18 protein-coding genes are annotated in these 22,372 nt (G+C 69.3%); 8 read left to right on the top strand and 10 right to left on the bottom strand.

What is annotated here, in order from left to right:
* Positions 1 to 77: 77 nt before the first annotated feature.
* Both OG555_RS21460 and OG555_RS21455 read left to right on the top strand, forming a co-directional pair.
* On the top strand, positions 78 to 1,004 hold the full coding sequence (locus OG555_RS21460) for a carbohydrate kinase family protein (protein ID WP_329484710.1): 927 nt from the start codon (positions 78 to 80) through the stop codon (positions 1,002 to 1,004).
* Positions 1,001 to 2,296, top strand: coding sequence for an alpha-glucosidase/alpha-galactosidase (locus OG555_RS21455; protein ID WP_329484709.1), 1,296 nt, complete (start codon positions 1,001 to 1,003; stop codon positions 2,294 to 2,296). Before OG555_RS21460 ends, OG555_RS21455 begins: the two co-directional genes overlap by 4 nt.
* On the opposite strand, the gene OG555_RS21450 is transcribed toward OG555_RS21455, so the two are convergent.
* The 3 genes from OG555_RS21450 to OG555_RS21440 all read right to left on the bottom strand — a co-directional run bounded on the left by OG555_RS21450 (position 2,260) and on the right by OG555_RS21440 (position 7,715).
* Positions 2,260 to 3,216 carry an NAD(P)H-dependent flavin oxidoreductase gene (locus OG555_RS21450; protein WP_329484708.1) on the bottom strand — a complete coding sequence of 319 codons (957 nt, stop codon included), beginning with the start codon at positions 3,214 to 3,216 and terminating at the stop codon, positions 2,260 to 2,262. The two genes, OG555_RS21455 and OG555_RS21450, sit on opposite strands and share 37 nt — an antisense overlap.
* Positions 3,217 to 3,452: 236 nt before the next feature.
* Positions 3,453 to 6,380, bottom strand: coding sequence for a preprotein translocase subunit SecA (gene secA, locus OG555_RS21445; RefSeq protein WP_329484707.1), 2,928 nt, complete (start codon positions 6,378 to 6,380; stop codon positions 3,453 to 3,455).
* 186 nt (positions 6,381 to 6,566) lie between these two features.
* A complete protein-coding gene (locus tag OG555_RS21440) occupies positions 6,567 to 7,715 on the bottom strand; it encodes a winged helix-turn-helix domain-containing protein (RefSeq protein ID WP_329484853.1) in 1,149 nt (382 codons plus the stop codon).
* 211 nt (positions 7,716 to 7,926) lie between these two features.
* Here OG555_RS21440 and OG555_RS21435 point away from each other — a divergent pair, with 211 nt between their 5' ends.
* The gene (locus OG555_RS21435; RefSeq protein WP_329484706.1) at positions 7,927 to 8,739 is read left to right on the top strand and encodes a S1 family peptidase; all 813 of its coding nucleotides are present in this window, start codon (positions 7,927 to 7,929) and stop codon (positions 8,737 to 8,739) included.
* A gap of 53 nt (positions 8,740 to 8,792) precedes the next feature.
* On the opposite strand, the gene OG555_RS21430 is transcribed toward OG555_RS21435, so the two are convergent.
* The 6 genes from OG555_RS21430 to mtrA form a co-directional block, all read right to left on the bottom strand.
* Positions 8,793 to 10,139, bottom strand: a complete 1,347-nt coding sequence (locus OG555_RS21430; RefSeq protein ID WP_329484705.1) for a ferredoxin reductase family protein — start codon at positions 10,137 to 10,139, stop codon at positions 8,793 to 8,795.
* A 168-nt stretch (positions 10,140 to 10,307) separates the two neighbouring features.
* A complete protein-coding gene (hpf, locus tag OG555_RS21425) occupies positions 10,308 to 10,928 on the bottom strand; it encodes a ribosome hibernation-promoting factor, HPF/YfiA family (RefSeq protein WP_329484704.1) in 621 nt (206 codons plus the stop codon).
* A 250-nt stretch (positions 10,929 to 11,178) separates the two neighbouring features.
* Positions 11,179 to 11,868, bottom strand: coding sequence for a ComF family protein (locus tag OG555_RS21420; protein ID WP_329484703.1), 690 nt, complete (start codon positions 11,866 to 11,868; stop codon positions 11,179 to 11,181).
* 67 nt (positions 11,869 to 11,935) lie between these two features.
* On the bottom strand, positions 11,936 to 13,714 hold the full coding sequence (locus tag OG555_RS21415; RefSeq protein WP_329484702.1) for an LpqB family beta-propeller domain-containing protein: 1,779 nt from the start codon (positions 13,712 to 13,714) through the stop codon (positions 11,936 to 11,938).
* On the bottom strand, positions 13,711 to 15,393 hold the full coding sequence (gene mtrB, locus OG555_RS21410; RefSeq protein WP_329484701.1) for an MtrAB system histidine kinase MtrB: 1,683 nt from the start codon (positions 15,391 to 15,393) through the stop codon (positions 13,711 to 13,713). Before mtrB ends, OG555_RS21415 begins: the two co-directional genes overlap by 4 nt.
* A gap of 101 nt (positions 15,394 to 15,494) precedes the next feature.
* Complete coding sequence (gene mtrA / locus OG555_RS21405; RefSeq protein ID WP_131345780.1) at positions 15,495 to 16,172, bottom strand: MtrAB system response regulator MtrA; 678 nt, start codon at positions 16,170 to 16,172, stop codon at positions 15,495 to 15,497.
* A 223-nt stretch (positions 16,173 to 16,395) separates the two neighbouring features.
* On the opposite strand from mtrA, the gene OG555_RS21400 reads away from it, so the two are divergent.
* From OG555_RS21400 to OG555_RS21380, 5 genes are all read left to right on the top strand, one after another.
* Positions 16,396 to 17,412: a hypothetical protein gene (locus OG555_RS21400; protein WP_329484700.1), complete on the top strand. Its 1,017-nt coding sequence runs from the start codon at positions 16,396 to 16,398 to the stop codon at positions 17,410 to 17,412.
* The gene (locus OG555_RS21395) at positions 17,409 to 18,035 is read left to right on the top strand and encodes a DUF4129 domain-containing protein (RefSeq protein WP_329484699.1); all 627 of its coding nucleotides are present in this window, start codon (positions 17,409 to 17,411) and stop codon (positions 18,033 to 18,035) included. The genes OG555_RS21400 and OG555_RS21395 overlap by 4 nt, the downstream gene beginning before the upstream one ends.
* Positions 18,032 to 19,174 (top strand): DUF4350 domain-containing protein, encoded by a 1,143-nt coding sequence (locus tag OG555_RS21390; RefSeq protein WP_329484698.1) that lies wholly within the window; start codon positions 18,032 to 18,034, stop codon positions 19,172 to 19,174. The genes OG555_RS21395 and OG555_RS21390 overlap by 4 nt, the downstream gene beginning before the upstream one ends.
* A gap of 115 nt (positions 19,175 to 19,289) precedes the next feature.
* On the top strand, positions 19,290 to 20,261 hold the full coding sequence (locus OG555_RS21385; RefSeq protein ID WP_329484697.1) for an AAA family ATPase: 972 nt from the start codon (positions 19,290 to 19,292) through the stop codon (positions 20,259 to 20,261).
* A complete protein-coding gene (locus OG555_RS21380; RefSeq protein WP_329484696.1) occupies positions 20,261 to 21,553 on the top strand; it encodes a DUF58 domain-containing protein in 1,293 nt (430 codons plus the stop codon). The genes OG555_RS21385 and OG555_RS21380 overlap by 1 nt, the downstream gene beginning before the upstream one ends.
* Positions 21,554 to 22,019: 466 nt before the next feature.
* Here OG555_RS21380 and OG555_RS21375 read toward each other — a convergent pair whose 3' ends face one another.
* On the bottom strand, positions 22,020 to 22,346 hold the full coding sequence (locus OG555_RS21375) for a hypothetical protein (protein ID WP_329484695.1): 327 nt from the start codon (positions 22,344 to 22,346) through the stop codon (positions 22,020 to 22,022).
* Positions 22,347 to 22,372: the final 26 nt, after the last annotated feature.

Below are 22,372 nucleotides of genomic sequence, written 5' to 3'. Positions count from 1 at the left end.
GGCCTTGGCTCCCGCCCTTCCCTCGTCGCTCCAGTCGCTTCGCTCCCTACGCTCCTCAGTCCAGGCCGGGAGGCCCCATGACCTACGACCTGCTCGTGATTGGCGACGCGAACCCCGATGTGGTTGTCGGGCCTGTCGACCAACCCATCCTTTTCGGCCAGCGGGAACGGCTTGTTCCCAACGGTTCTCTGGTGCTCGGCGGCTCGGCCTCGATCATGGCCTGCGGCGCCGCCCGGCTCGGGCTCAGCGTCGCCTTTGCCGGGCGCGTCGGTGACGATCCGGCCGGCGACTTCATCCGTACGGCGCTCTCCGACCGCGGAGTGAATGTCGACGCTCTGATTGTCGACAACACCCTTCCGACCCCGTTGACCACGATCCTCACCTCGGGCGACAACCGGGCGATCCTCACCTCGCCCGGCTGTCTCCCGGCCACCACGACGGACGACGTACCCGGGTCGTTGCTGCGATCTGTCCGGCACGTGCACGCGGCGTCGTTCTACCTGATGCCGGCGCTGGCGGCGGGGCTGGCGGCCCTGTTCAAGGAGGCGAAGGCCGCGAAGGCGACCACATCGCTCGACCCGAACGACGACCCGGTCGGGCGTTGGGACCGGACGGTCCTCGACCCGGTGCTTCGGGTCACCGACTACTTCCTGCCGAATGCGGCCGAAGCGTTGGCCCTCACCGGTCATCACTCGGTAGAAGATGCCGCGGGCATCCTTGCCCGTCGCGGACCGTTGGTCGTGGTGAAGAACGGTGTGGACGGCGCCCTGGCCCACAACGGTTCCAAGGTCACGACAGCGCCGGCGCTCAAGGTGGACACCGTCGACGCGGTCGGAGCAGGTGACAGCTTCGACGCCGGCTGGGTGGCCGCCGTACTGAACGGATCCCGCACCGAACGAGCCCTGGCGATCGCTGCCGCCTGCGGCTCACTGTCCACCCGCGCCGCCGGCGGGACCGCGGCCCAGCCGGACTGCGATCTAGCCATCGAGAGCGTGATGCAATGAGCAAGATCGCCTTCATCGGCGCGGGCAGTGTGGTCTTCACCCAAGGCCTGCTCGCCGACCTGTTCAGCTTCGACCTCGGACCGCTGCACATCGCGTTGCACGACATCGATCCCGAGCGACTCGACACAGCCGCCGCGGCGGCGGCGTACATCGCCCAGGAGCGTGGTGTGACGCCGCGGATCACCGCGCACCTGGAGCGCCGGGCCGCGCTCGACGGCGCGGACTTCGTGATCAACATCGTCCAGGTCGGGATGAACGCCGCGACCCGGGTGGACTTCGAGATCCCGGCCCGGTACGGGATCCGGCAGACGATCGGGGACACGCTCGGTGTCGGCGGGGTGTTCCGGGCGCTGCGGACGTTCCCGGTCCTGCGGGGGCTCGCGGAGGACATCGCCGAAATGTGTCCGGACGCGTGGCTGCTGAACTACACCAACCCGATGGTGATGAACGTCTGGTACCTGGCCGCGCTCGGAGTGCGCAAGGTCGTCGGGCTCTGTCACTCGGTCTACTGGACGATGCACGGTCTGTCCGAGCTGGTCGGCGTCCCGTACGACGAGGTCACCTACCGGGCCGCTGGGGTCAACCACCAGTCGTGGGTACTGCGGTTCGAGCGCGGCTCCGAGAACCTGTACGAGCGGCTGGACGCGGCGATCGCGGCGGATCCGGAACTGCGACGGCGAGTGCGCGTGGACATGTATCGGCGGCTCGGGTTCTATCCCACCGAGACCAGCGAGCACTCGTCGGAGTACGTGCCGTGGTACCTGTCGCATCCGGACGAGGTCGAGCGGCTGCGGCTGCCCGTCGGTGAGTATCTCGGGATCGTCGAGGAGAACCTGGCGTCGTACGAACAGACGCGGAAGGCGTTGAAGGCCGGCGAACCGGTGACGGTCGAGCCGACGATGGAGTATGCGCCGCAGGTCATCCACAGCATCGTCACCGGGACGCCGCGAACCATCTACGGCAACGTCCCGAACACCGGCCTGATCAGCAACCTGCAGGCCGGCGGGGTGGTCGAAGTCCCTTGTCTGGTTGACGGTTCGGGAGTCCAGCCGACTTCGGTGGGTGCATTGCCGGCGCAGTGTGCGGCGCTCAACCGGTCCTACCTCAACGTGGCCGAGCTGGTGGTGAAGGCCGCAATGGACGAGGATCCGCGGGCGATCCGGCAGGCCGTGATGGTCGACCCGGCCACCGCGGCCGCGCTACCGGTCGAACGGATCTGGGACCTGTGCGACGAGCTCGTGGTTGCTCACGGCAATTACTTGGCGCCGTCGCTGAGGGCGGCCTGCAGGTAGGTGCGGTACGTCGCGAAGCCGTCGAGTACCTCGGCGGCGGTCGGCTGACCGGTGAGGGAGCCGACGCCCTGGCCCGCGTAGATCGAGGCGCGGGCCGGGTCGGCGGCGCGGGTGCCTTCGACGTAGTCGGTGTGGCCGGCGTCGTCGGTCTTCAGCTCGTCCTCGCGGCCCTGCCAGGTGTCGAAGTACGCGTTGCGCAGCGCCCGGCCACCGAACTCGTCCGGCCACCCGGCCCGCGACGCCGCGTCGAACACCGTGCCGTAGACGGTGTCGGTCTCGTCCGCCGCTATCACACGCCGGCGGACTGGCTCCGACGTCAGCGCCTCCTGGCAGGTGAGAAACGCCGTACCGATCCAGGCACCCGCGGCCCCCGCGGCCAGTACGGCGGCCACCCCGCGCGGACCCGAGATCCCACCGCCCGCGAGCACCGGCAGCTCGGTCAGCTCGAGAATCGCCTGCAGCAACGGCAGTGTGGCCACGGCATTGCGGCCATGCCCACCGGCTTCCGCGCCCCGGGCAACGATCACGTCGACACCGGCATCCACCGCCTCCCGCGCATCGGCAACCGTCCCCGCCTGCGTGGCAACGACAATCCCGGCCTTCTGCAGCGGTTCGACGTACGGCGTGTAGTCCCCGAAGCTGAGCGACACCAGCGCCGGCTTCAGCTCCAGCACGGCCTCCAGATGCTCCGGCCGCTCCCGCACCGACCACGCCATCAACCCGATCCCATACGGCTTCCCACTCGCCGCAGCGATCGAGCCCTCGGTCCGGATCCAGTCAGCCGTGACCGCGGATCCGGCGCCGAGCATGCCGAGACCACCCGCCACCGAGATCGCGGCAACCAGCCTGCCACCACTCACGTTCGCCATCGGCGCGCCCACCACCGGAACGCTCAGCCCGAACTTCTCCGTCAGCCACATGAGTCCACAGCATCACACCCGCCCGGTCCACGCCACGTGCCCCCGCCATGTGCCGGGGGCTGGGACAGGAACTGGTGGGTGGGGACATGGCATTACCTGTCGCTGCCCCCGACAACCTGACCCAGGTCCCCGAACGCGGTCCGGTGCCGCGATCCGAAGCCTCCGGACTGGCGTTGGTCGGACGCGCGACGGCCGGGCCCAGAGTTACCTCCCAGGCCCGGCGGTGGCTTGATGCCTCAGAACTTGTAGACGTCTGAGGATGGGTCGCCGTGGCAGCGCTTGTACTTCTTGCCGGAGCCACAGGGGCAGGCCGCGTTGCGCGGGGTGCCGGCGTACTGCAGGCCACCGTCCTCGACGGCCGCCTCGCGGACGGCCACCTCGTCGTCGCCGTCCATGGTCGGGGCCGAGTAGGACAGGCGCTGCGGACGACTGTCACCGGTCAGCCCCTTGGCGCGCAGGCGCGGGGTGTCCCGCGGCCGCACCTCGTCCTGGACCCGGCCCGGGAACTCCGGCACCGGCGCACCGGGGGTGAGGATGTCCTCGATCCGACGGCCTTCGAGACCGTCGCCGTCCAGGTCGAGGTCCACCGTCGCGTCCGCCTCGGCGGCGAGCTCCATCTCGGCGCGCATCGCCTCGACGTCCACCTCGACGTTGAAGATGAAGGCGACCGACTCCTCCTTGATCGACTCCATCATCGCGGCGAACATGTCGTAGCCCTCGCGCTGGTACTCGACCAGGGGGTCGCGCTGCGCCATCGCGCGCAGGCCGATGCCCTCGCGCAGGTAGTCCATCTCGTACAGGTGCTCGCGCCACTTGCGGTCCAGCACGCTCAGTACGACGCGACGCTCCAGCTCGCGCATCGCGTCCTCACCGAGCAGCTCCTCGCGCCGCTCGTACGCCGCCTGGGCATCCTCGATGAACCGCTCGATCAGGAAGTCCTGGGTCAGGCCGGCCTTCTCGCCGCCGGCCTCCTCGATCAGCTCGTCCTCGGTCAGCTCGGTCGAGTACAGCGTCTTCATCGCGGTGAACAGCGCGTCCAGGTCCCAATCCTCGGCGAACCCGTCCGCGGTCGCGCCCTGCACGTACCCGGTGACGGTCTCCTCGAGCATGTCCGACACCTGCGAGTGCAGGTCCGCGCCCTCGAGCACCCGGCGGCGCTCGTCGTACACGACGTGCCGCTGCCGGTTCATCACGTCGTCGTACTTGAGGATGTTCTTCCGGGTCTCGAAGTTCTGCGCCTCGACCTGGGCCTGCGCCGACGCGATCGCCTTGGTGACGACCTTGTTCTCCAGCGGCTGGGTGTCGTCGTTGTTCCGCGACATCGCCCAGTCGACCATCTCGCGCTTGAACAGCCGCATCAGGTCGTCCTCCAGCGACAGGTAGAACCGGGACTTGCCCGGGTCGCCCTGACGGCCGGCACGGCCGCGGAGCTGGTTGTCGATCCGGCGGGACTCGTGCCGCTCGGTGCCGAGCACGTACAGGCCGCCGGCCTCGGTGACCTCTTCCTGCTCGTCCTTGACCCGCTTCTCGAACTCCTCGAGGACCTTCGGGTACTCCGCCTCGTACTGCTCGGCGGACTCCACCGGGTCGATCCCGCGGGCGCGCAGGTCCTTGTCGGCCAGGTGCTCGGGGTTGCCGCCGAGGATGATGTCGGTACCACGGCCGGCCATGTTGGTGGCCACCGTGACCGCGCCCTTGCGGCCGGCCTCGGCGACGATCGCCGCCTCCCGCGCGTGCTGCTTCGCGTTCAGCACCTCGTGCGCGATGTTCTCCTTGCGCAGCTGCGCGGACAGCCGCTCGGACTTCTCCACGCTGGTGGTGCCGACCAGGATCGGCTGGCCGGTCTGGTGCACCTCGACGATGTCCTTGACCACCGCGTCGAACTTGGCGTCCTCGGTGCGGAAGATCAGGTCCCGCTCCTCGACTCGGATCATCGGCTTGTTGGTCGGGATCGGGACCACACCGAGGTTGTAGACCTTGGAGAACTCGGCCGCCTCGGTCATCGCCGTACCGGTCATGCCGGCCAGCTTGTCGTAGAGGCGGAAGTAGTTCTGCAGCGTGATGGTCGCCAGCGTCTGGTACTCCTCCTTGATCTCGACCTCTTCCTTGGCCTCGATCGCCTGGTGGAGTCCCTCGTTGTAGCGGCGGCCGTGCAGCGTGCGGCCGGTGTGCTCGTCGACGATCAGCACCTCGTTGTCGACGACCACGTAGTCCTTGTCCCGGCGGAACAGGTCCTTCGCCTTTAGCGCGTTGTTCAGGTAGCTGATCAGCGGGGTGTTGGCCGACTCGTACAGGTTGTCGATGCCGAGCCGGTCCTCGACCTTCTCGATCCCGCGCTCGAGGATCGCGACGGTCCGCTTCTTCTCGTCCACCTCGTAGTCGGCCACGGGGCGCTGCTCCTCGGGCACCTTGTCGTCGGCGATCCGGGGCTTCAGCGTGTTCGCGATCCGCGCCATCTCGACGTACCAGCGCTGCGAGTCCTCGGCCGGGCCGGAGATGATCAGCGGGGTCCGGGCCTCGTCGACCAGGATCGAGTCCACCTCGTCCACGATCGCGAAGTTGTACTCGCGCTGGACGAGGTCGTCGATGCTGCCCGCCATGTTGTCGCGCAGGTAGTCGAAGCCGAACTCGTTGTTGGTGCCGTAGGTGATGTCCTTGCTGTACGCGATCCGCCGCTCGGCCGGGGTCATCTCCGGCAGGATCACGCCGTAGTCGAGGCCGAGGAAGTGGTACACCCGGCCCATCCACTCGGCCTGGAACTTGGCCAGGTAGTCGTTCACCGTGACCACGTGCACGCCCCGGCCGGACAGGGCGTTCAGGTACGCCGCCAGCGTGGCGACCAGCGTCTTGCCCTCACCGGTCTTCATCTCGGCGATGTTGCCGAGGTGCAGCGCCGCGCCACCCATGATCTGGACGTCGTAGTGCCGCTGGTGCAGGGTCCGCTTGGCCGCCTCCCGGACCACCGCGAAGGCCTCCGGCATCAGTTGGTCGAGAGACTCCCCGTTCTCGAACCGCTGCTTGAACTCCGCGGTCTGACCACGAAGTTCCTCGTCGGTCATCCCGACGAAGTCGTCCTCGATCGAGTTGACCATCTTCGCGATGCCCTGGAGCTGACGCAGGATCTTGCCCTCGCCGATCCGCAGGACCTTGTCGATCACCTTCATGGTGGGGAGTTCTCTCCTTGCTGCTGAAGCCTGGCTGCGGCCGAACGCCGACAGGGCACGATCCACCCCTCGGGCAGGCGCGCAGCACCCATGTTACGGGGCACGATGTGCCAAGCCACGCCGGATGCGTGCCGCCGGGCCTATCCGACCCACGCTCAGGCGGCCAGGAAAGTTCCCACTGCCCGATCAGAAACCGCGCAGAGCGTCACTGAGCGCTGGCGAGAGGTCACCACCACCGGCCACCCGCACCTGGTCGAGCCCGAGCCATCCGGCCAGCTGGACGAGCTCCGCGGCCAGCTCGGCGGCCGTCTCCACCGGCGCCTTCGGCTCCGCGTGCGCCGATTGGACCAGCAGTACGCCGGCCGTCCGGTCGGCCTTGAGGTCCACCCGGGCGACCAGCCGGTCCCCGAGCAGGAACGGGAGCACGTAGTACCCGTGGATGCGCTTCTCGGCCGGGACGTAGATCTCGATCCGGTAGCGGAAGTCGAACAGGACCTCGGTCCGGGTCCGCTCGAACACCAGCGAATCGAACGGGCTGACCAGGGCCCGGGTGTTCACCCGCCGCGGCAGCCGCGCGTCCCGATGCAGGTACGCCGGCCGCTTCCACCCATCGATCCGGACCGGGAGCAGCTCGCCCTCCTCGACCAGCTCCGCGATCGCCTGCGCGGTCGCGTCCGGCGCGGTCCGGAAGTAGTCCTTCAGACACTGCGCGGTCGCCACTCCGTGCGCCCTTGCCGCGATCGACACCAGCCCGCGATGCGCCGCTGCCACGGACGGCGTCGGGGTCTCCAGTACGGCGCGAGGCAGCACCCGCTCGGGTACGTCGTACATCCGCTCGAACTGCTGGTTGCGCCGGGCGACCGTGATCTCGCCCGCGAAGAAGAGGAACTCGAGGGCACGTTTCACGTCGGACCAGTTCCAGCCCCAGTTGGTGCGGTCGCGCTCGACGTCGTCATCGATCTGGCGGGCGGTCAGCGGGCCGTGGTCGCGGACGTCGGCGAGCACCTGCTTGAGCAGCTCCGGCCGCTCGGCGGCGATCGACCGCGGGCCGCCCCACGCCTCGGTCATCGCGCGGGCCATCCGCCAGCGCATCAGCGGGTGCGTCTCGACCGGGATCAGCGACGCCTCGTGCGCCCAGTACTCCACGAGTCGGCGCGGCGCCTTCCCGGACGCACGGTCGAGCAGGTCCCGCGGGTACGGTCCCAGCCGCGAGTACAGCGGCAGGTACTGCGCCCGGCTCAGGACGTTGACCGAGTCGATCTGGATCAGCCCGATCCGGCCGAGCACCCGCGCCAGCGCCCGCGCATCCGGCGTCCCCTTCGGACGGGGATCCATGAACCCTTGCGCAGCCAGCGCCACCCGCCGTGCCTGAGCCGTTGACAGAACCTGCGTATTCACGGCACGAATTCTGCCGGGTGGCTCCGACAGAAAGGTGGAGCCATAACTCGGGAGTTACCGCAAGTGGGAGGTGTGCTACGGAGGGTGTTCAGGGGACGCTGCCAGCAGGCCGCCCGCCCGCGCGGCCCCTATCAACCTGGAGTGAGGCATGACAGGAAGAGTGCAGTTGATCCGTGCCGTCTTGGCGGCCGGTGTGCTGACCGCGGCGTCCCTCGGCGCGGTGGCCGTAGCCGGCTCCGCGTCGGCCGCGCAGTCACCTGACGGACCGAAGACCCGGATCGTCGGCGGCACGATCGCCCATACCGCGGACACCCCGTGGGCGATCGCCCTCAACAACAGCGGCTCCCCGTCACCGAGCGGCCAGTGGTGCGGCTCGACCCTGGTCGCGGCGAACAAGATCGTCACCGCCGCACACTGCGCCCAGGAAGCGGTCAGCACCTACACGGCGATCCAGGGCCGGGACGTGCTGACCAGCGCAGGTGGAACATCGTCCAAGATCAGCAGCATCTGGGTGGATCCGCAGTACGGGCAGCAGCCGGGTCACGACGTCGCCGTGATGACGCTGGCCACGCCGTTCGCCGGCGTACCGACGCTGGCCCTGCAGACCGACAAGGCGGCGGACGCGGCCGGCGCGGCGTCGGTCGTCTACGGCTGGGGCTCGACCGAGGGCACCGGCCCGGAGGACACCTTCCAGAAGGTGGACGTCCCCGTGCTGGGTGACGCGTACTGCGAGCAGGCGTACGCGAGTGAGGGCTACACCGCCGACGGCGAGATCTGCGCCGGCTACGAGGACGGTGGCAAGGACTCCTGCCAGGGCGACTCCGGCGGTCCGCTAGTCCTGAACGGCCGCCTCTTCGGCGTCGTCTCCTGGGGCGTCGGCTGCGCGGACGCGGGCAACCCCGGCGTCTACGCCGAGGTGGCGACCTACGCCGCCGAACTGCACTCCCAGATCGGCGGGTAAAGCAGTCACGTGGGGCCCGGGCCTGTTCGCCCGGGCCTCGCATGCTGTCCGGGTCAGACAGCGCTGAAGCGTTCGGTGTGGATTCGCCGGAGTGGTACGCCGAGGCCTGACAGGTCCCGGCTGACGGCGCTGACCATCGGCTGCGGGCCGCAGATGAAGTACTCCAGACGCTGCGGGCGGCGCGGCAACTGACGGGACAGGAAGCTCCTGGTGATCCGGCCGGTCTCCCCCGGCCAGCCGGGATGCGGGCGACTGAGCACCTCGACCACCCTGAGGTTGAGCCGGGCGCGCAGCGCGGTGATCTCCGGCCGGAGCATGAGCTCGTCCTCGGTGCGCGCTGCGACGATCAACCGGTGCCGCCGGCGGTCCTCGCGATCGGCCAGGGTCCGGAGCATGCTCAGCAGCGGCGTGATGCCGACGCCTGCCGCGATCAGTACGAACCCCGGTGCGTCCTCATGGCCCTCGATCGTGAATCCGCCGTACGGGCCGTCCAGGAAGACCCGGCGACCCGGCCGGAGCGCGCCGAGCAGCTCGGTGAAATCGCCGAGGGCCTTGATGGTGAACTCCATCCGCTCGGGGTGCTCCGCGGTCGACGCGATGCTGAACGGATGCTCCTCGAACACGAACGGCGTGGAGCCGATCTTCAGCCAGACGAACTGACCGGCGTCGAACGGCAGACCGGCGTGACCATCCGCCTGGATCACAAGCGTCACACCGTCGCCCGGCACCGCCCGTACCGACACCACGACGTAGGCGTGCTTGCGGGACCGGATCGGCAGCCAGATCCAGCGGCGCGCGGCCAGACCGGCCAGCAGCAGCCCGCTGGCGACGAACCACGCGGCCAGCAGGGTGTGTGAGACGAGGTGCCGCAGCCACCAGACATGCAGCCAGGCGGTGACCAGGACGACCGCCACCAGCCCGTTGTGAACCAACCGCCAGCCCTCGTATCGCGGCTGGCGGCGAGGACGGCGCAGCGCGAGGACGACGACCAGGACGAGCGCGACCGTCGAGGTGACCGCCGCTCGGGCCGCCCAGGTCGTGTGCACGAGATCGAGGATGGACAGCCCGCGCGGATCCACGAACAGCACCGCGACCAGGTGAACGATGACCAGCAGGACCGCAATCAGCGCGATCAATCGGTGCACCGCCAGCACGGTCTCGATCCCGAACGTCGCGATCAGCCAGGGCAGCCGGGCAGGAAGCACGACCGCGACGACCAGGGCGGAGAAGCCGACCAGTCCGGCGCTGAGGACCAGAGCCGGACCCGGATTGGCCTCCGGTGGCCCGATCACACCCCACGTGAGGAACAGCGGAACCAGCAGGACAGCGGCATACCAGAGGAACCAGGCGAGCCGGGACAGCGGGCCATGTACACGTTCTGAGATTCGGTGGCGGGACATGACGGTGGAAAACTACGCCGCCGTGCGGGCCGGGGGGGAACACACGTGCTCAGGTATGACAAGACTGTCATCGCGCCTCGGACAGACCGAGGGCCGGGCTTGCTGCCCGGCCCTCGTGTTGTGTAGCTCCTCCTGGATCAGCAGGTCGGCCTCACACGACCAAGGGGGTCAGACCGCCAGACGGATCACGCCGTAGTCGTAACCGCGACGGCGGTAGACGACGCTGGGCTGGTTCTCGTCGGCGTCGACGAACAGGTAGAAGTCGTGTCCGACCAGTTCGAGCTCGTAGAGCGCCTGGTCCAGGGACATCGGCTTGGCGGTATGGGTCTTCTCGCGCATCACCAGCGGACCGTCGCCGGTGACCGTGAGCGATCCGACTTTGTACGTCGCCACCTTGTCTTCGGCGGCTTTCTCCTCCACAGCGGTGCTGCTGACTGGCTGCTTCGCGTTCACGTGCCGCAGGCCTTCCGGCGAGCGCTCACCGCGGTGCACCCGGCGCCGGTCGGCCGCCTTGCGGACCTGGGCCCGGAGCCGGTCCAGGCAGACGTCGAACGCCGCCTGCTTGGTCTCACCGCACGCTTCGGCGCGGACCACCGGACCCTTGGTGTACATGGTGAGTTCGACACGCATCGCCCGATCGTGCTGTCGCGGGTTCTTCTCCTGGCTGACTTCCACCTCGCACCGCAGTACCCGGTGATCGACCTTCTCGATTCGCTCGAGTTTTTCCTCGACGTACTGCCGGAAGCGGTCACTGACCTCGCAGTGATGACCCTTGACAACGACGTCCACGGAAACCTCCATCGATCGGCGACTTCTTGTTACGTCTCCAGACCCCCGCAGGTGTACGAATTCGACTCCATTTCACTGTGCCGGTAGCGGTCGGGGTGCCCGAAACGACAACACCCGCGACCACGCCCGTCGGACTCCGCAGTGAGGATTCCGGCTGATCCGGTCCTGCACCACATCCCTGCCCGACAAGCCCGTGCGGGTGTCATGGGCCAACGCTAGTCGGCTTCGGCGAAAACCGGTAGGGAAGTTCTCATGAACCAGACGACCGGTGCCGGCGGGTCGCGGCCAGGACCGCGCAGCCGAGCACCGCGATCCCCCGGGATTCCAAGGCGCGGCACGCCTCCGCGAGCGTGGAACCGGTGGTGATCACGTCGTCGACCAGCAGGACCGGCTGATCCGTCAGCCTTTCAGCCCAGCGCGAACGAGCCGCGAAAGCCCCGTCCAGGTTGACGGTACGGCGTTCCGCGGACAGGCCGGCCTGGTCGTCCGGGCGCCGTACGACGCGCAGCGCGTCGGCCAGCCGGGCGTCGACGCCCTGTCTCCGCAGGGCTTTGATCGCGGCCTTCGCAATCCGCCGCAGCGGGTCGTGCCCGCGCTGCCGGACGGTCGCCCGCGCCGACGGGACCGGGCACAACCACGCGGCCCGGTGCTCCCCCAGCGCGCTCACCACCGCGGTCGCGAGCACGCCACCGAGCGGCCGTGCAAGGGCGTACCGGGCGTTCTCCTTGTGCGCGATGATCAACTGCCGTAGCTCATCGGCGTACGGCGCACTCGCGGTCGGCGGAGGCAGTCCGGCCGGCCGCGGGTCGGGCCAGGCACGGAACGGAGTCAGGGCGGCCAGCAGCTCCCGGCAACCACCACAGAGAGTGATGCCGGGCCGCTCGCAACCCGCGCAGCGCCCACCCAGGACGAGATCCACGAACGCGTCCCGGGCCGGCACCGCACCCACGATCGACGAACCGGCCCGTCGGACGCAACCGTCCTGGCGCCGGCCTGTGGACAAGCGGTCAGCCCGGGTACACCGGGAAGATGGGCGGGGTGTTGGGGTCGGAGTCCATCGGTGTCCAGAGCAGGTCGCGGCTGAGCCAGTGCACCTTGCCTTCGACGTCCTCGATGACCGGAAGGGTGTCCAGGTTGGGGTTGGACGCGATGGACCGGGCGGAGAAACCGGCCGGCGACCCGGGCAGTAGCTGCAGCTGGGATCCGTCGGAGTTGACCAGCCAGGGCCCCGGGGTCGAGTTGCTGCTCGAGGTGCTCACGCCGACGACCAGGATGCCCTGCTTGGTCCACGCCGCGTCGGTGATGCCGCCGAGCGGGAGCTGGAGCTGGCGGAACTGCCCGAGCACCAGCTGCTTGCCGCTGTTCCCGGGCAGGATGGTCCCGGTCTGCACGTAGTTCTTCCCGGTGGTCTTGGACTTCATCACCAGCAGCGCCCGGACGCCGTCCGGCGCCATCCTGAGGACCACCGGGGTGTCGCCGCGGAAGCTGGTCTTCACCAGGCTGACGTCGCCGCCGCGGTTGCGAACCCGCAGCCGCGGCGCCGCGCTGTCGGCCTTGTCCATGATCCAGAGGTTGTCCTGGTTGTCGTAGCTCGGCCGCAGCACCGGGCCGCTCACGGGGATCGACTTGACCGCGTCGCTCTTGTCGGTCGCGTCCAGCCGGGCGTAGGCGACCACGTCGTCGCCGTCGGCCGTGGTCACGACCGCGCCGGCGTCGCCGTGCAGGTTCACCGCGAAGGACTGGGCGTTGTACGGATAGAGCTGGCTGGAGGTCAGTGGCTGGGCGGCGATGTCCGACGCCCCGTCCAGCCCGACGATCCGTTGCACCTTCCCCAGCCTCACGCCGTACAGGTCGGTCAGGGCGCCGCCGGGCACCGACGGGTCGTACTGGCTGAAGTTCGCGAACGGCAGGATGTCCGGGTCGTCCGGCAGCAGGGGTGCGCCGCCCACGGTGATCTTGACCCGCAGGCTGATCTGGTTGAGCGTCCAGACGATCTGGGCCGCGAGCAGCCGGCGGTCCTGGTCCCGCATCGACGCGGCCGCGTCGTTGAGCGCGACGGTCGCCACGCCGAACTCGACCGGGACCGACACCTGCACCTCGGTGCCCGGTGGTGCCAGCGTGATCACGCCGCTGCCGAGCCGGCCGGTCGGGCCCTTCAGGAGCTCCTGGACCAGCTGGGTCGCGGCCTGCCCGGAGGACAGGTTCACCGGCAGATAGACCGGGTCGGGGACCAGCATCTCCCGGCCGGGCGTGAAGTAGTACAGATCGCGCGGGGCGAGCTTCAGATCCACCTGGTTGCTGCCCAGGTACACCCCGGGCGGCGCCGAGGCGACCCGATACTGCCCGTTCACCTTGGTCAGCTTGAAGAAGAAGTCGGCCGGCACGTTCGCCGGAGCGGGGATCCACTCGCCGCGCTGGTTGATCGTCGCGATCTTGCGGGCGGTGAGCTGAATGCCGCCGGCCCGTCGCGCCAGCGCGTCCGGACGCTGGTCGTACACCACGGTCCCCGACTCCGGCTTCCATGCCGCCGCGGCCTCCGGGGTCATGTACTGCCGGGCGATGTCCAACGCGCCCTGCGAGTCCGACATGGCCTCCAGGAAGCCGTTGACGATGTCCATGTCGTTGAAGGTGTCCCGGGGTGGCTTCGCCTCCACACCGACACCGCCGAGATCCGGCGCCAGTCCTTGGCGACTCCCGCTGCGGACGGTGCCCTTGGTCGGCACGGTCGCGCAGCCGGTGACCAGCAGCAGGACCGCGAGCAGAGCGACGAGCAGGCGCCTTCTCATCGCTGCTCACCTCCGGTGAGCTTCTGGTACGGCGCTCCCACGTCGACCAGCGATTTCTCGGTGATGACCCGGCTGGCGTCGACCGGGCGGGCCGGCAGTGGTGAGCCGGTCAGAGCGACGTCGGCCCGGCGCGGCAGGGTGAGCCGGAAGTAGGCGCCGTCACCCGGCGAGCCCCAGGCGTCCAGCCGGCCGCCGTGCAGGCGGGCGTCCTCCAGGGCGATGGACAGGCCGAGGCCGGTGCCGCCGGTGGTCCTGGCCCGGGCCGGGTCGGCGCGCCAGAACCGGCTGAACACCATCTCCGCCTCCTCGGGCCGGAAACCGATACCGTGGTCCCGGACCGCAACCGCCGCCGCGTCCTCGTCGTGCGCCGTACTGATCCGGATCGGCTGGCCCTCGCTGTGCTCGATGGCGTTGCCGATCAGGTTGCGCAGGATGCGCTCGATCCGGCGCGAGTCCACCTGGGCGCGGCACGGCTCGGCCATGTCCAGCTGGACCTCGCAGCCCTTGCGCTGCAGCAGGGTCTCGTGGTTCTCCAGGACGCGGTTGACGATGTCGCGGAGGTCGACGTCCTCCAGGTCGAGCGCGGCCGCGCCGGCGTCGAACCGGCTGATCTCCAGCAGGTCCGCGAGCAGCTCCTCGAACCGGTTGAGCTCGTTCTGCAACAGCTCCACCGAGCGGCGGCTGATCGGGTCGAACTGGTCGCGGCTCTCGTGCAGCAGGTCGGCGGCCATCCGGACGGTGGTCAGTGGCGTGCGCAGCTCGTGCGAGACGTCGGAGACGAACCGGCGCTGCAGCCGGGACAGCTCCTCCAGCCGGCGGATCTGCCGCTGCAGGTTGCTCGCCATCTTGTTGAACGAGACCGCCAGCCGGGCCAGGTCGTCGGTGCCGCGGACCTGCATCCGCTCCTCGAGCTTGCCCGCCGCCAGCCGCTCCGCGATCCGCCGCGCCATCCGGACCGGGGTGACGACCTGCCGGGTGACCAGCCAGGCCACGGCGCCGAGCAACACGATCAGCAGGAGTCCCGCGGTCAGCAGCGCGCGCTGGACGACGTCGAGCGTCTCCTGCTGCGCGGTGAGCGGGAAGAGGAAGTAGACGGCGTACCGCTCGTTGGTGGAGGTGATCCGCAGCTGCGAGCCGATCACCAGGCCGGGCACGCTAGGCCCGTCGCGGTAGTTGATCTGGGTGTAGGTGTCGTACAGCTTGGACTCGTCGCTCATCACCGAGGACGCCAGTGTCTGCGGGATCGAGTCGCTGTCGACCAGGCCGGTGTAGCGGATCGCGTTGGACTTGGAGCTGTCGGTCGGCACCAGCAGGACGTCGTACAGGCCGGGGCGGTTGGAGCCGAGCACCAGCTCGGACAGCTGCTGGTTGATGGTGTTGCGGTCGGCGGCGTTGATCGTGTTGGACAGCTGGGTGAGCTGGGCGAGTGCCTCCGCCTGCGCGCTGGTACGGCGGGACTCCAGCACCCCATCGGTGACCTGGCTCATCATCACCCAGCCGACCAGGATCAGGACGAGGGTCGACATCAGCAGGGTGCCGGTGACGATCCGGGCCTGGATGGACCGGCGCCAGATGTCCGGCCAGTGCTTGGGGTGCGTCCGCCAGAGCGGCTGCGGGTAGGCAGGCCAGTCCGCCGCGGCGGCGGTCAGCTCCAGCTCCGTCCCACGGGACTCGGCCACCTCCTGCTCGGGTGGGGCCGGTGGCTGCGCCGGGCCTGCTGCCGCGGGGGCGGCAGCCGGCTCGGTGGCAGCCTGCGACTCTGTGTCGCGTCCGTACTCGATCAGTCCGCACCCGCCTTGTAGCCGACGCCGCGGACCGTCACCACGATCTCCGGGTGCTCCGGGTCCTTCTCGATCTTGGAGCGCAGCCGCTGGACGTGCACGTTCACCAGCCGGGTGTCGGCCGCGTGCCGGTAGCCCCAGACCTGCTCCAGCAGGACCTCACGGGTGAACACCTGCCAGGGCTTGGAGGCCAGGCAGACCAGCAGGTCGAACTCCAGCGGTGTCAGCTGGATCGTCTCGCCGGCCCGCTTCACCGAGTGGCCGGCCACGTCGATGGTGAGGTCGCCGATGGTCAGCGACTCCGGCCCGGGCTCGTCCATCCGGCGCAGCCGGGCCCGGATCCGGGCCACCAGCTCCTTCGGCTTGAACGGCTTGACCACGTAGTCGTCGGCGCCGGACTCCAGGCCCAGCACCACGTCCACGGTGTCGCTCTTGGCGGTCAGCATCACGATCGGTACGCCGGACTCGGCCCGGATCGCCCGGCAGACGTCGATCCCGTCCATCCCGGGCAGCATCAGGTCGAGCAGCAGCAGGTCCGGCTTGAACTCCCGGAACGCCGGTACCGCTTTGTCACCCGTCGCGCACAGGTAGGTGTCATAGCCTTCGTTGCGCAGGACGATGCTGAGCATCTCCGACAACGCTGTGTCGTCGTCGACGATGAGGACCCGACCTCTCATCGTCCGGTTACCATCTGCCACGCCCTGCTCCTTGCCGTCCGATCGTTGTGCGCCCAGCGGATGCTGACCGTACGCACTACGGATAGTGTCCCATTCCCCTGGTAGTGCACACGCCGGATCGCCGAGTGACCCCCGGTTGGGCTGTGATCATGGTGCATCGCCGGGGCTCACCACAACTCACGCGGGACTCGAGCCGGCGGTTCAGCCGACGGGAGGGCAGCTAGTGGCCGACGACATCCGTTTGCACGAGGAGGCGGCGGAGGAGCCGTTGCGGCCCTGGCTGCCCGCGGACCTGCTGGACAACGCCGCCCGAACCATCTCCGACAACAAGACGATCATGCTGGGCCTCCCGGTGCTGGCCGCCATCGCCCTGGTCGCGGTGCAGGCCGCTCTGACACAGGTCGCCGTACCGGGTGGGCTCGGTGGGTTCTTCGGTGCCGATGAGCCGTTCCAGCAGGCCGGTGCGGCGCTCCTGCTCACGTACGGCGTGCAGCTCGTGCTGTTCAGCGCGGTGTCGAGCATGCTGGCCGGGATCATCGCGCTGGCCGCCGTACGGAGTCAGCTGGCCCGCCGGGTCGGCCCACGGGAGCTGCTGCGGCTGGTCCGGCCGGCACTGCCCGCACTTGCCGCGGTCGGGCTGGTGCAGTCGCTGTCGTTCGCGCTACTGATCGGCGGCTGGGGTCTGGCGGTGCTCGGGATCGGAGCCGGCGCGGACGCGGCGATCTCCTCCGATGCGGCCGGTGCGGTGGCCGTGGCGATGATGCTCGTCGGCGGAGTGCTCGTGGTGATCTTCGGCATCCGCCTGGTGCTGGCCGGGACCGTCGTACTGATGGAGGGCCGGCACGCACCGGACATCGGGCTCCACATCCCTGCCAGAGTGGGCATCTGGGGTGCGCTGGGACGGTCTTGGCAGCTGGTGAGGGGCAAGTTCTGGCGGGTGTTCGGCATCCTGCTGTTCGGGGGGCTCGTGGTGAACATCGTCAGCTACGCCCTGCAGTTCGGGATCTCGGCGCTGGTGATCACGGTCGGTTCGTGGGCGGACAGCAGCGAGGGCAGCGGTGCGACGGCGGTCGCGATCGCGCTCGGTGCGGCCGCCGGGATCGCGACCGTGCTGACGCTGGTCGCCAGCCTGGCGTTCCTGTCCGCCGTCCAGGCACTGATCTACCTGGATCTCCGGGTACGCCGGGAAGGCCTCGACCTGTGGATGCGCCCGGTGCTGCGGCCCGGAGGTGGGTCGTGATCTTCCTCCAGGAGCCGCCGGTCGACATCGGCCGGGACCAGGCTGCCCAGGAGGCGGCCAAGGAGCTGTCGAAGTCGGCGTACCGGGAGTCCGGGGGCTCGATCGTCGGGAAGGCGATCGCCAAGATCCTGCAGTGGATCGGCGACCTGCTGGACAGCCTTACCGGCTCCTCCCCGAACGGGCACGCCGGTCTGGCCATGCTGATCGGTCTGCTCGTGCTCGTCGTCATCGTGGTGCTGTGGCGGGCCGGCGTACTGCGCACCAGTCACCGGACGCCGCAGGCGGTGTTCGACACGGCCAAACCCCGGACGGCGGCCGAGTACCGCGCCCAGTCGGAGCGCGAGGCGGCATCCGGCGACTACGCGCTCGCGATCCGCAGTCGCTTCCGGGCCTGCGTCTCCGAGCTGACCGAACGCACCATCCTGGACGAGCGCGCCGGCCGGACGGCGTACGAGGTGGTCGCGGACGCGGGCCGCAGCGCTCCGGCACTGCGGGGGCCGTTGCAGCCGGCGGCGCTGGCATTCACTGAGGTTGTCTACGGCAACCGTCCCGGGACTCCCGAGCGGTACGCCGCTGTCGTGGCCGCCGACGACGCGGCGCGGACTGCTCGGGTGGCCGTATGAGTACGCCGGTCGGGCGGAGCGCCGCGGAGAGCTGGCGAGTACTGCGGACACCGCTGCTCGTCACCGGCGCCATCGTGCTGATCGCCATCGTCGTCATGATCGCCACCACCGCACGGACGTCGGGACCGTTCAGCCCGGACTCCACAGAGTCGGACGGCGCACGTGCGCTGGCGACGCTGCTGAAGAACCACAGCGTCGATGTGCACAGCACCGAGGTTCTGGACGACGCGGTGCAACCTGGAGACGGCAAGGCGCTCGTCATCGGCCCGGACGGGTCGCTGGATCGCTCTGACTGGCAACGGATCGCGGATGCGCGGTGGAGTCACCTCATCCTGATCCGCCCTGGTACACGGGCCTTGGAAGTCCTCGCACCGGGTGTCCTGGACACCGGTCAGATCCTGTCGTCGAGCAGTCGCCGGCCGGGCTGCGATCTGCCGGCCGCGGTGAAGGCGGGTACGGCGACTGTCAGCGGGTCGACGTACTCCGCTCCCGACGGTGCACAGAGGTGCTACGGCGACGGCATCAACAACACGGTGATCCGGGTGGAGTCGGACAACCGGATCGTCGATGTCGTGGGCACTCCGCGCACCTTCACCAATGCGGAGCTCGCTGACGACGGCAATGCCGCGCTGGCGCTCGATCTGCTCGGCACGCACCAGGATCTGACCTGGTATCTGCCGCAGTGGGAGTCCAGTGGCTTCGACGACGAGGACTCGGGCGGTCCCCCGCTGGTTCCGCCGGACGTCCGCTACATCGGCTGGGCGCTGGCGTTCGCCGTACTGGTCGTCGCGATCTGGCGCGGGCGTCGGCTCGGTCCGGTCATTGCAGAACGGCTGCCGGTCATCGTGCACGCCGCGGAGACCACTGAAGGCAGGGCGCGGCTCTATCGGCGCTCACGAGCTCGGGACCGTGCCGCGGCGGCACTGCGCGAGTCGGCGCTCGGCAAGCTGCACAAGGCCCATGGCATCCCCCGGCGAGCCGATCCTTCGGCGGTTGTGGCGACCGTGGCTGCTCGCACCGGTCGAGACCCGGCCATGCTGTACGAGCTCCTCTACGGCCTTCCGCCAACCAGTGACACCGCTCTGATGTCTCTGTCCTATGAACTCGACGTACTGACGCAGGAGGTAAGACACCCGTGACGGTGCACATGGCCGCGCCTCCGGCGCGGGGGTCCCGGGGCCTCGGCTCCCGGCGTTCCCTCGTCGCTTCAGTCGCTTCGCTCCTTACGCTCCACAGTCCACGCCGGGAGGCCCCGTGACCACTACCGAGATCAGCGCTGACCAGGCCCGGCAGGCGCTGGTTGCGCTGCGGACCGAGATCGGCAAGGCGGTGGTCGGTCAGGACACCGCGGTGACCGCACTGGTGCTCGCCCTGCTCTGCCGCGGCCACGTGCTCCTGGAGGGCGTGCCCGGTACGGCGAAGACCCTGATGGTGCGCGCGTTGTCGACGGCCATGCGGCTGAACACCAAGCGCGTGCAGTTCACGCCGGACCTGATGCCGGGTGACGTCACCGGATCACTCGTGTACGACGCGAAGACCAGTGAGTTCGAGTTCCGGCCGGGCCCTGTGTTCACGAACATCCTGCTGGCCGACGAGATCAACCGGACTCCCCCGAAGACCCAGGCGGCGTTGCTGGAGGCGATGGAGGAGCGGCAGGTCACCGTGGACGGCGAACCGCGCAAACTGCCGGTGCCGTTCGTGGTCGCCGCCACCCAGAACCCGATCGAGTACGAAGGCACGTATCCGTTGCCGGAGGCCCAGCTCGACCGCTTCCTGCTGAAGGTGACGCTCGACATCCCGCCGCGCGATGCGGAGATCGCCGTACTGGCTCGGCACGCCCAGGGTTTCGACCCGCGGGACCTGGAGGCGGCCGGGCTGCGGCCGGTGGCCGGGCCGGAGGACCTGCTGGCCGGACAGAACGCCGTACGACGGGTCGCCGTGCGGGAGGACGTGCTGGCGTACGTGGTGGACCTCTGCCGGGCGACGCGGCAGTCTCCGTCGCTGCAGCTCGGGGTATCGCCGCGCGGCGCGACCGCGTTGCTGGCGGTGTCCCGGGCGTGGGCGTGGTTGTCGGGGCGTGACTACGTGATCCCGGACGATGTGAAGGCGATGGCACGTCCTTGCCTTCGGCATCGAGTGCAGGTGCGTCCGGAGGCGGAGCTCGAGGGTGTCAGCGCCGATGCGGTGCTGGAGAGCGTGCTGGCCACGGTCCCGGTTCCACGCTGATGGTTCTCACGGGCCGGGCCGGTCTGTTGGCCGCCGCCGGTGTCATCTTCGTCGCTCTGGTGATGCCTAGCTGGAGCGGCGTCGGTGTGGTGGCCGCGGTCGTGCTGGTGGTGTGTCTCGTCGACATACTGCTGGCCGGGTCGCCGCGACGGCTGCAGTTGAGTCGTGAGGGCGACAACGCCGTACGGCTCGGTGAGCAGGCTGTGGTTCAGTTGCTGGTCGCGAATCCGGGTCGGCGGGTGCGCGGGTTGTTGCGGGACGCGTGGCCGCCGTCGGCCGGCGTACTGGATCCGCCGCACAAGCTGGACCTGCCTGCTGGTGAGCGACGGCGGCTGGTGACGCATCTGGTGCCGACGCGGCGTGGTGATCGGCACGCGGAGCGGGTGACGATCCGGACGATCGGTCCGCTCGGGTTCGCCGGTCGGCAGGGGTCACACCGGGTGCCGTGGACTGTGCGGGCGCTGCCGCCGTTCAAGAGTCGCAAGCACTTGCCGTCGCGGTTGGCGCGGCTGCGGGAGCTGGACGGGCGTACGGCGCTGCTGGTGCGGGGGCAGGGCACGGAGTTCGACTCGTTGCGTGACTATGTGCCGGGTGACGACGTACGCAGCATCGACTGGCGGGCGACGGCTCGGCGCGGCAACGTCGTACTGCGGACGTGGCGGCCGGAGCGCGATCGGCAGGTTGCCATCGTGATCGACTCCGGGCGGATGTCCGCGGGGCGGGTCGGGGATGCGCCGCGGTTGGACCATGCGATGGACGCGGCGTTGTTGCTGGCTGCCTTGGCGACGCGGGCGGGTGACCGGGTTTCCTTACTGGCTTGCGATTCCGCGGTGCGGGCCGACGTACGACGTCCTGCTCCTCAAGACGTCCTGCCGTCGTTCGTGAACGCACTGGCGAACGTCGAGGCCGAGCTCGTCCAGACCGACTTCCGCATCGTCGTCTCCCAGGTCCTCGAGCGCCTCGGCCAACGGTCCCTCATCGTCCTCCTCACCGGCCTCGACCCAGCCGTCATCGAGGAGTCGTTGTTGCCGGTAATCGGCCCGTTGTTGCGTCGCCACGTCGTAGTCCTCGCGTCGGTCGCCGACCCCCGACTCACCGAACTCGAGTCCACCCGCACCGATCTCCCCGAGGTGTATGCCGCCGCCTCAGCCGCCCGCACCCGCCTCGACCGCGAACGCGTCACCGCCATCCTCACCCGAGCCGGCGCCACCGTCGTCGACGAAGACCCCGAGCAGATCGCCCCCGCCTTGGCCGACACCTACCTAGCCCTCAAGAAGGCCGGTCGCCTTTAACAGGGGGACGCCGGGCTCTTGTGCTGGTGGTGTGCAGCTTGACAGGAGGTGTCTGTCCACCGGCGATGGTCCGCCGGCGTGCTCAGGCGTGAAGCCGGCCGGCAGGACCGGACCCGAGCCGACACCTCCTGTCCAGCTGCACCACTACCCATCCCCACCTGCACCCCACGGCCGGTGACTGATGCGGCTGTCCGGTGATCACGCCGGCGCACGACTCGCAACCTTGGACACCACCTGGAGACCCGGGACACTCGATCTCAGGTCCACGATCCTCAATCCCTGTCCGCGGCCCCGGCGGTCCCGCTCGTCAACGCGCCAGCAGGCCCGCTCAAAACCAGCACCTCAGTCAGACGAGCCCGGCGCCGTCGCGGAAGACGACGTTGGTTGGGCCTGGATCGTGTCTCCGATGCGGACGGTGCCCTGGGTGAGTCTGCCGCCGGTCAGCGGGACGGCTTCGGCCACCGGCTCACGCCTCGGGACGGAAGGTGTACGGCGCGGCGGCGGCGAGTGTTGTGCCGGACAGGACTCCGATCAGGACGGCGTACCCGACCCTGCGGTTGCGCTGCAGTTGGCAGTCGGTGTCGATCGGCTTCTCGGGCTTGTCCCAGTGCGTACCGATCCCGGGCTCCGGTGACGGCTCGACTCCCGGGTCGGTGCCGATCACCGCAAAGCAGTGCGTCGTCACATCGGCGGACTCCGCGGTGTGCGCGGGATGGTTGAAGAGCAACCATGTCATCACGACCAGACCGATCACGCCGATCGCCATCGCGATGGGTGGTGCCTTCGTCCTCATCGGCTGCATCTCCCCAGATCGTTGCC

Source organism: Kribbella sp. NBC_01484 (genome assembly GCF_036227145.1).
GTDB lineage: Bacteria > Actinomycetota > Actinomycetes > Propionibacteriales > Kribbellaceae > Kribbella.
This window is presented reverse-complemented; position numbering and strand designations above follow the sequence as displayed.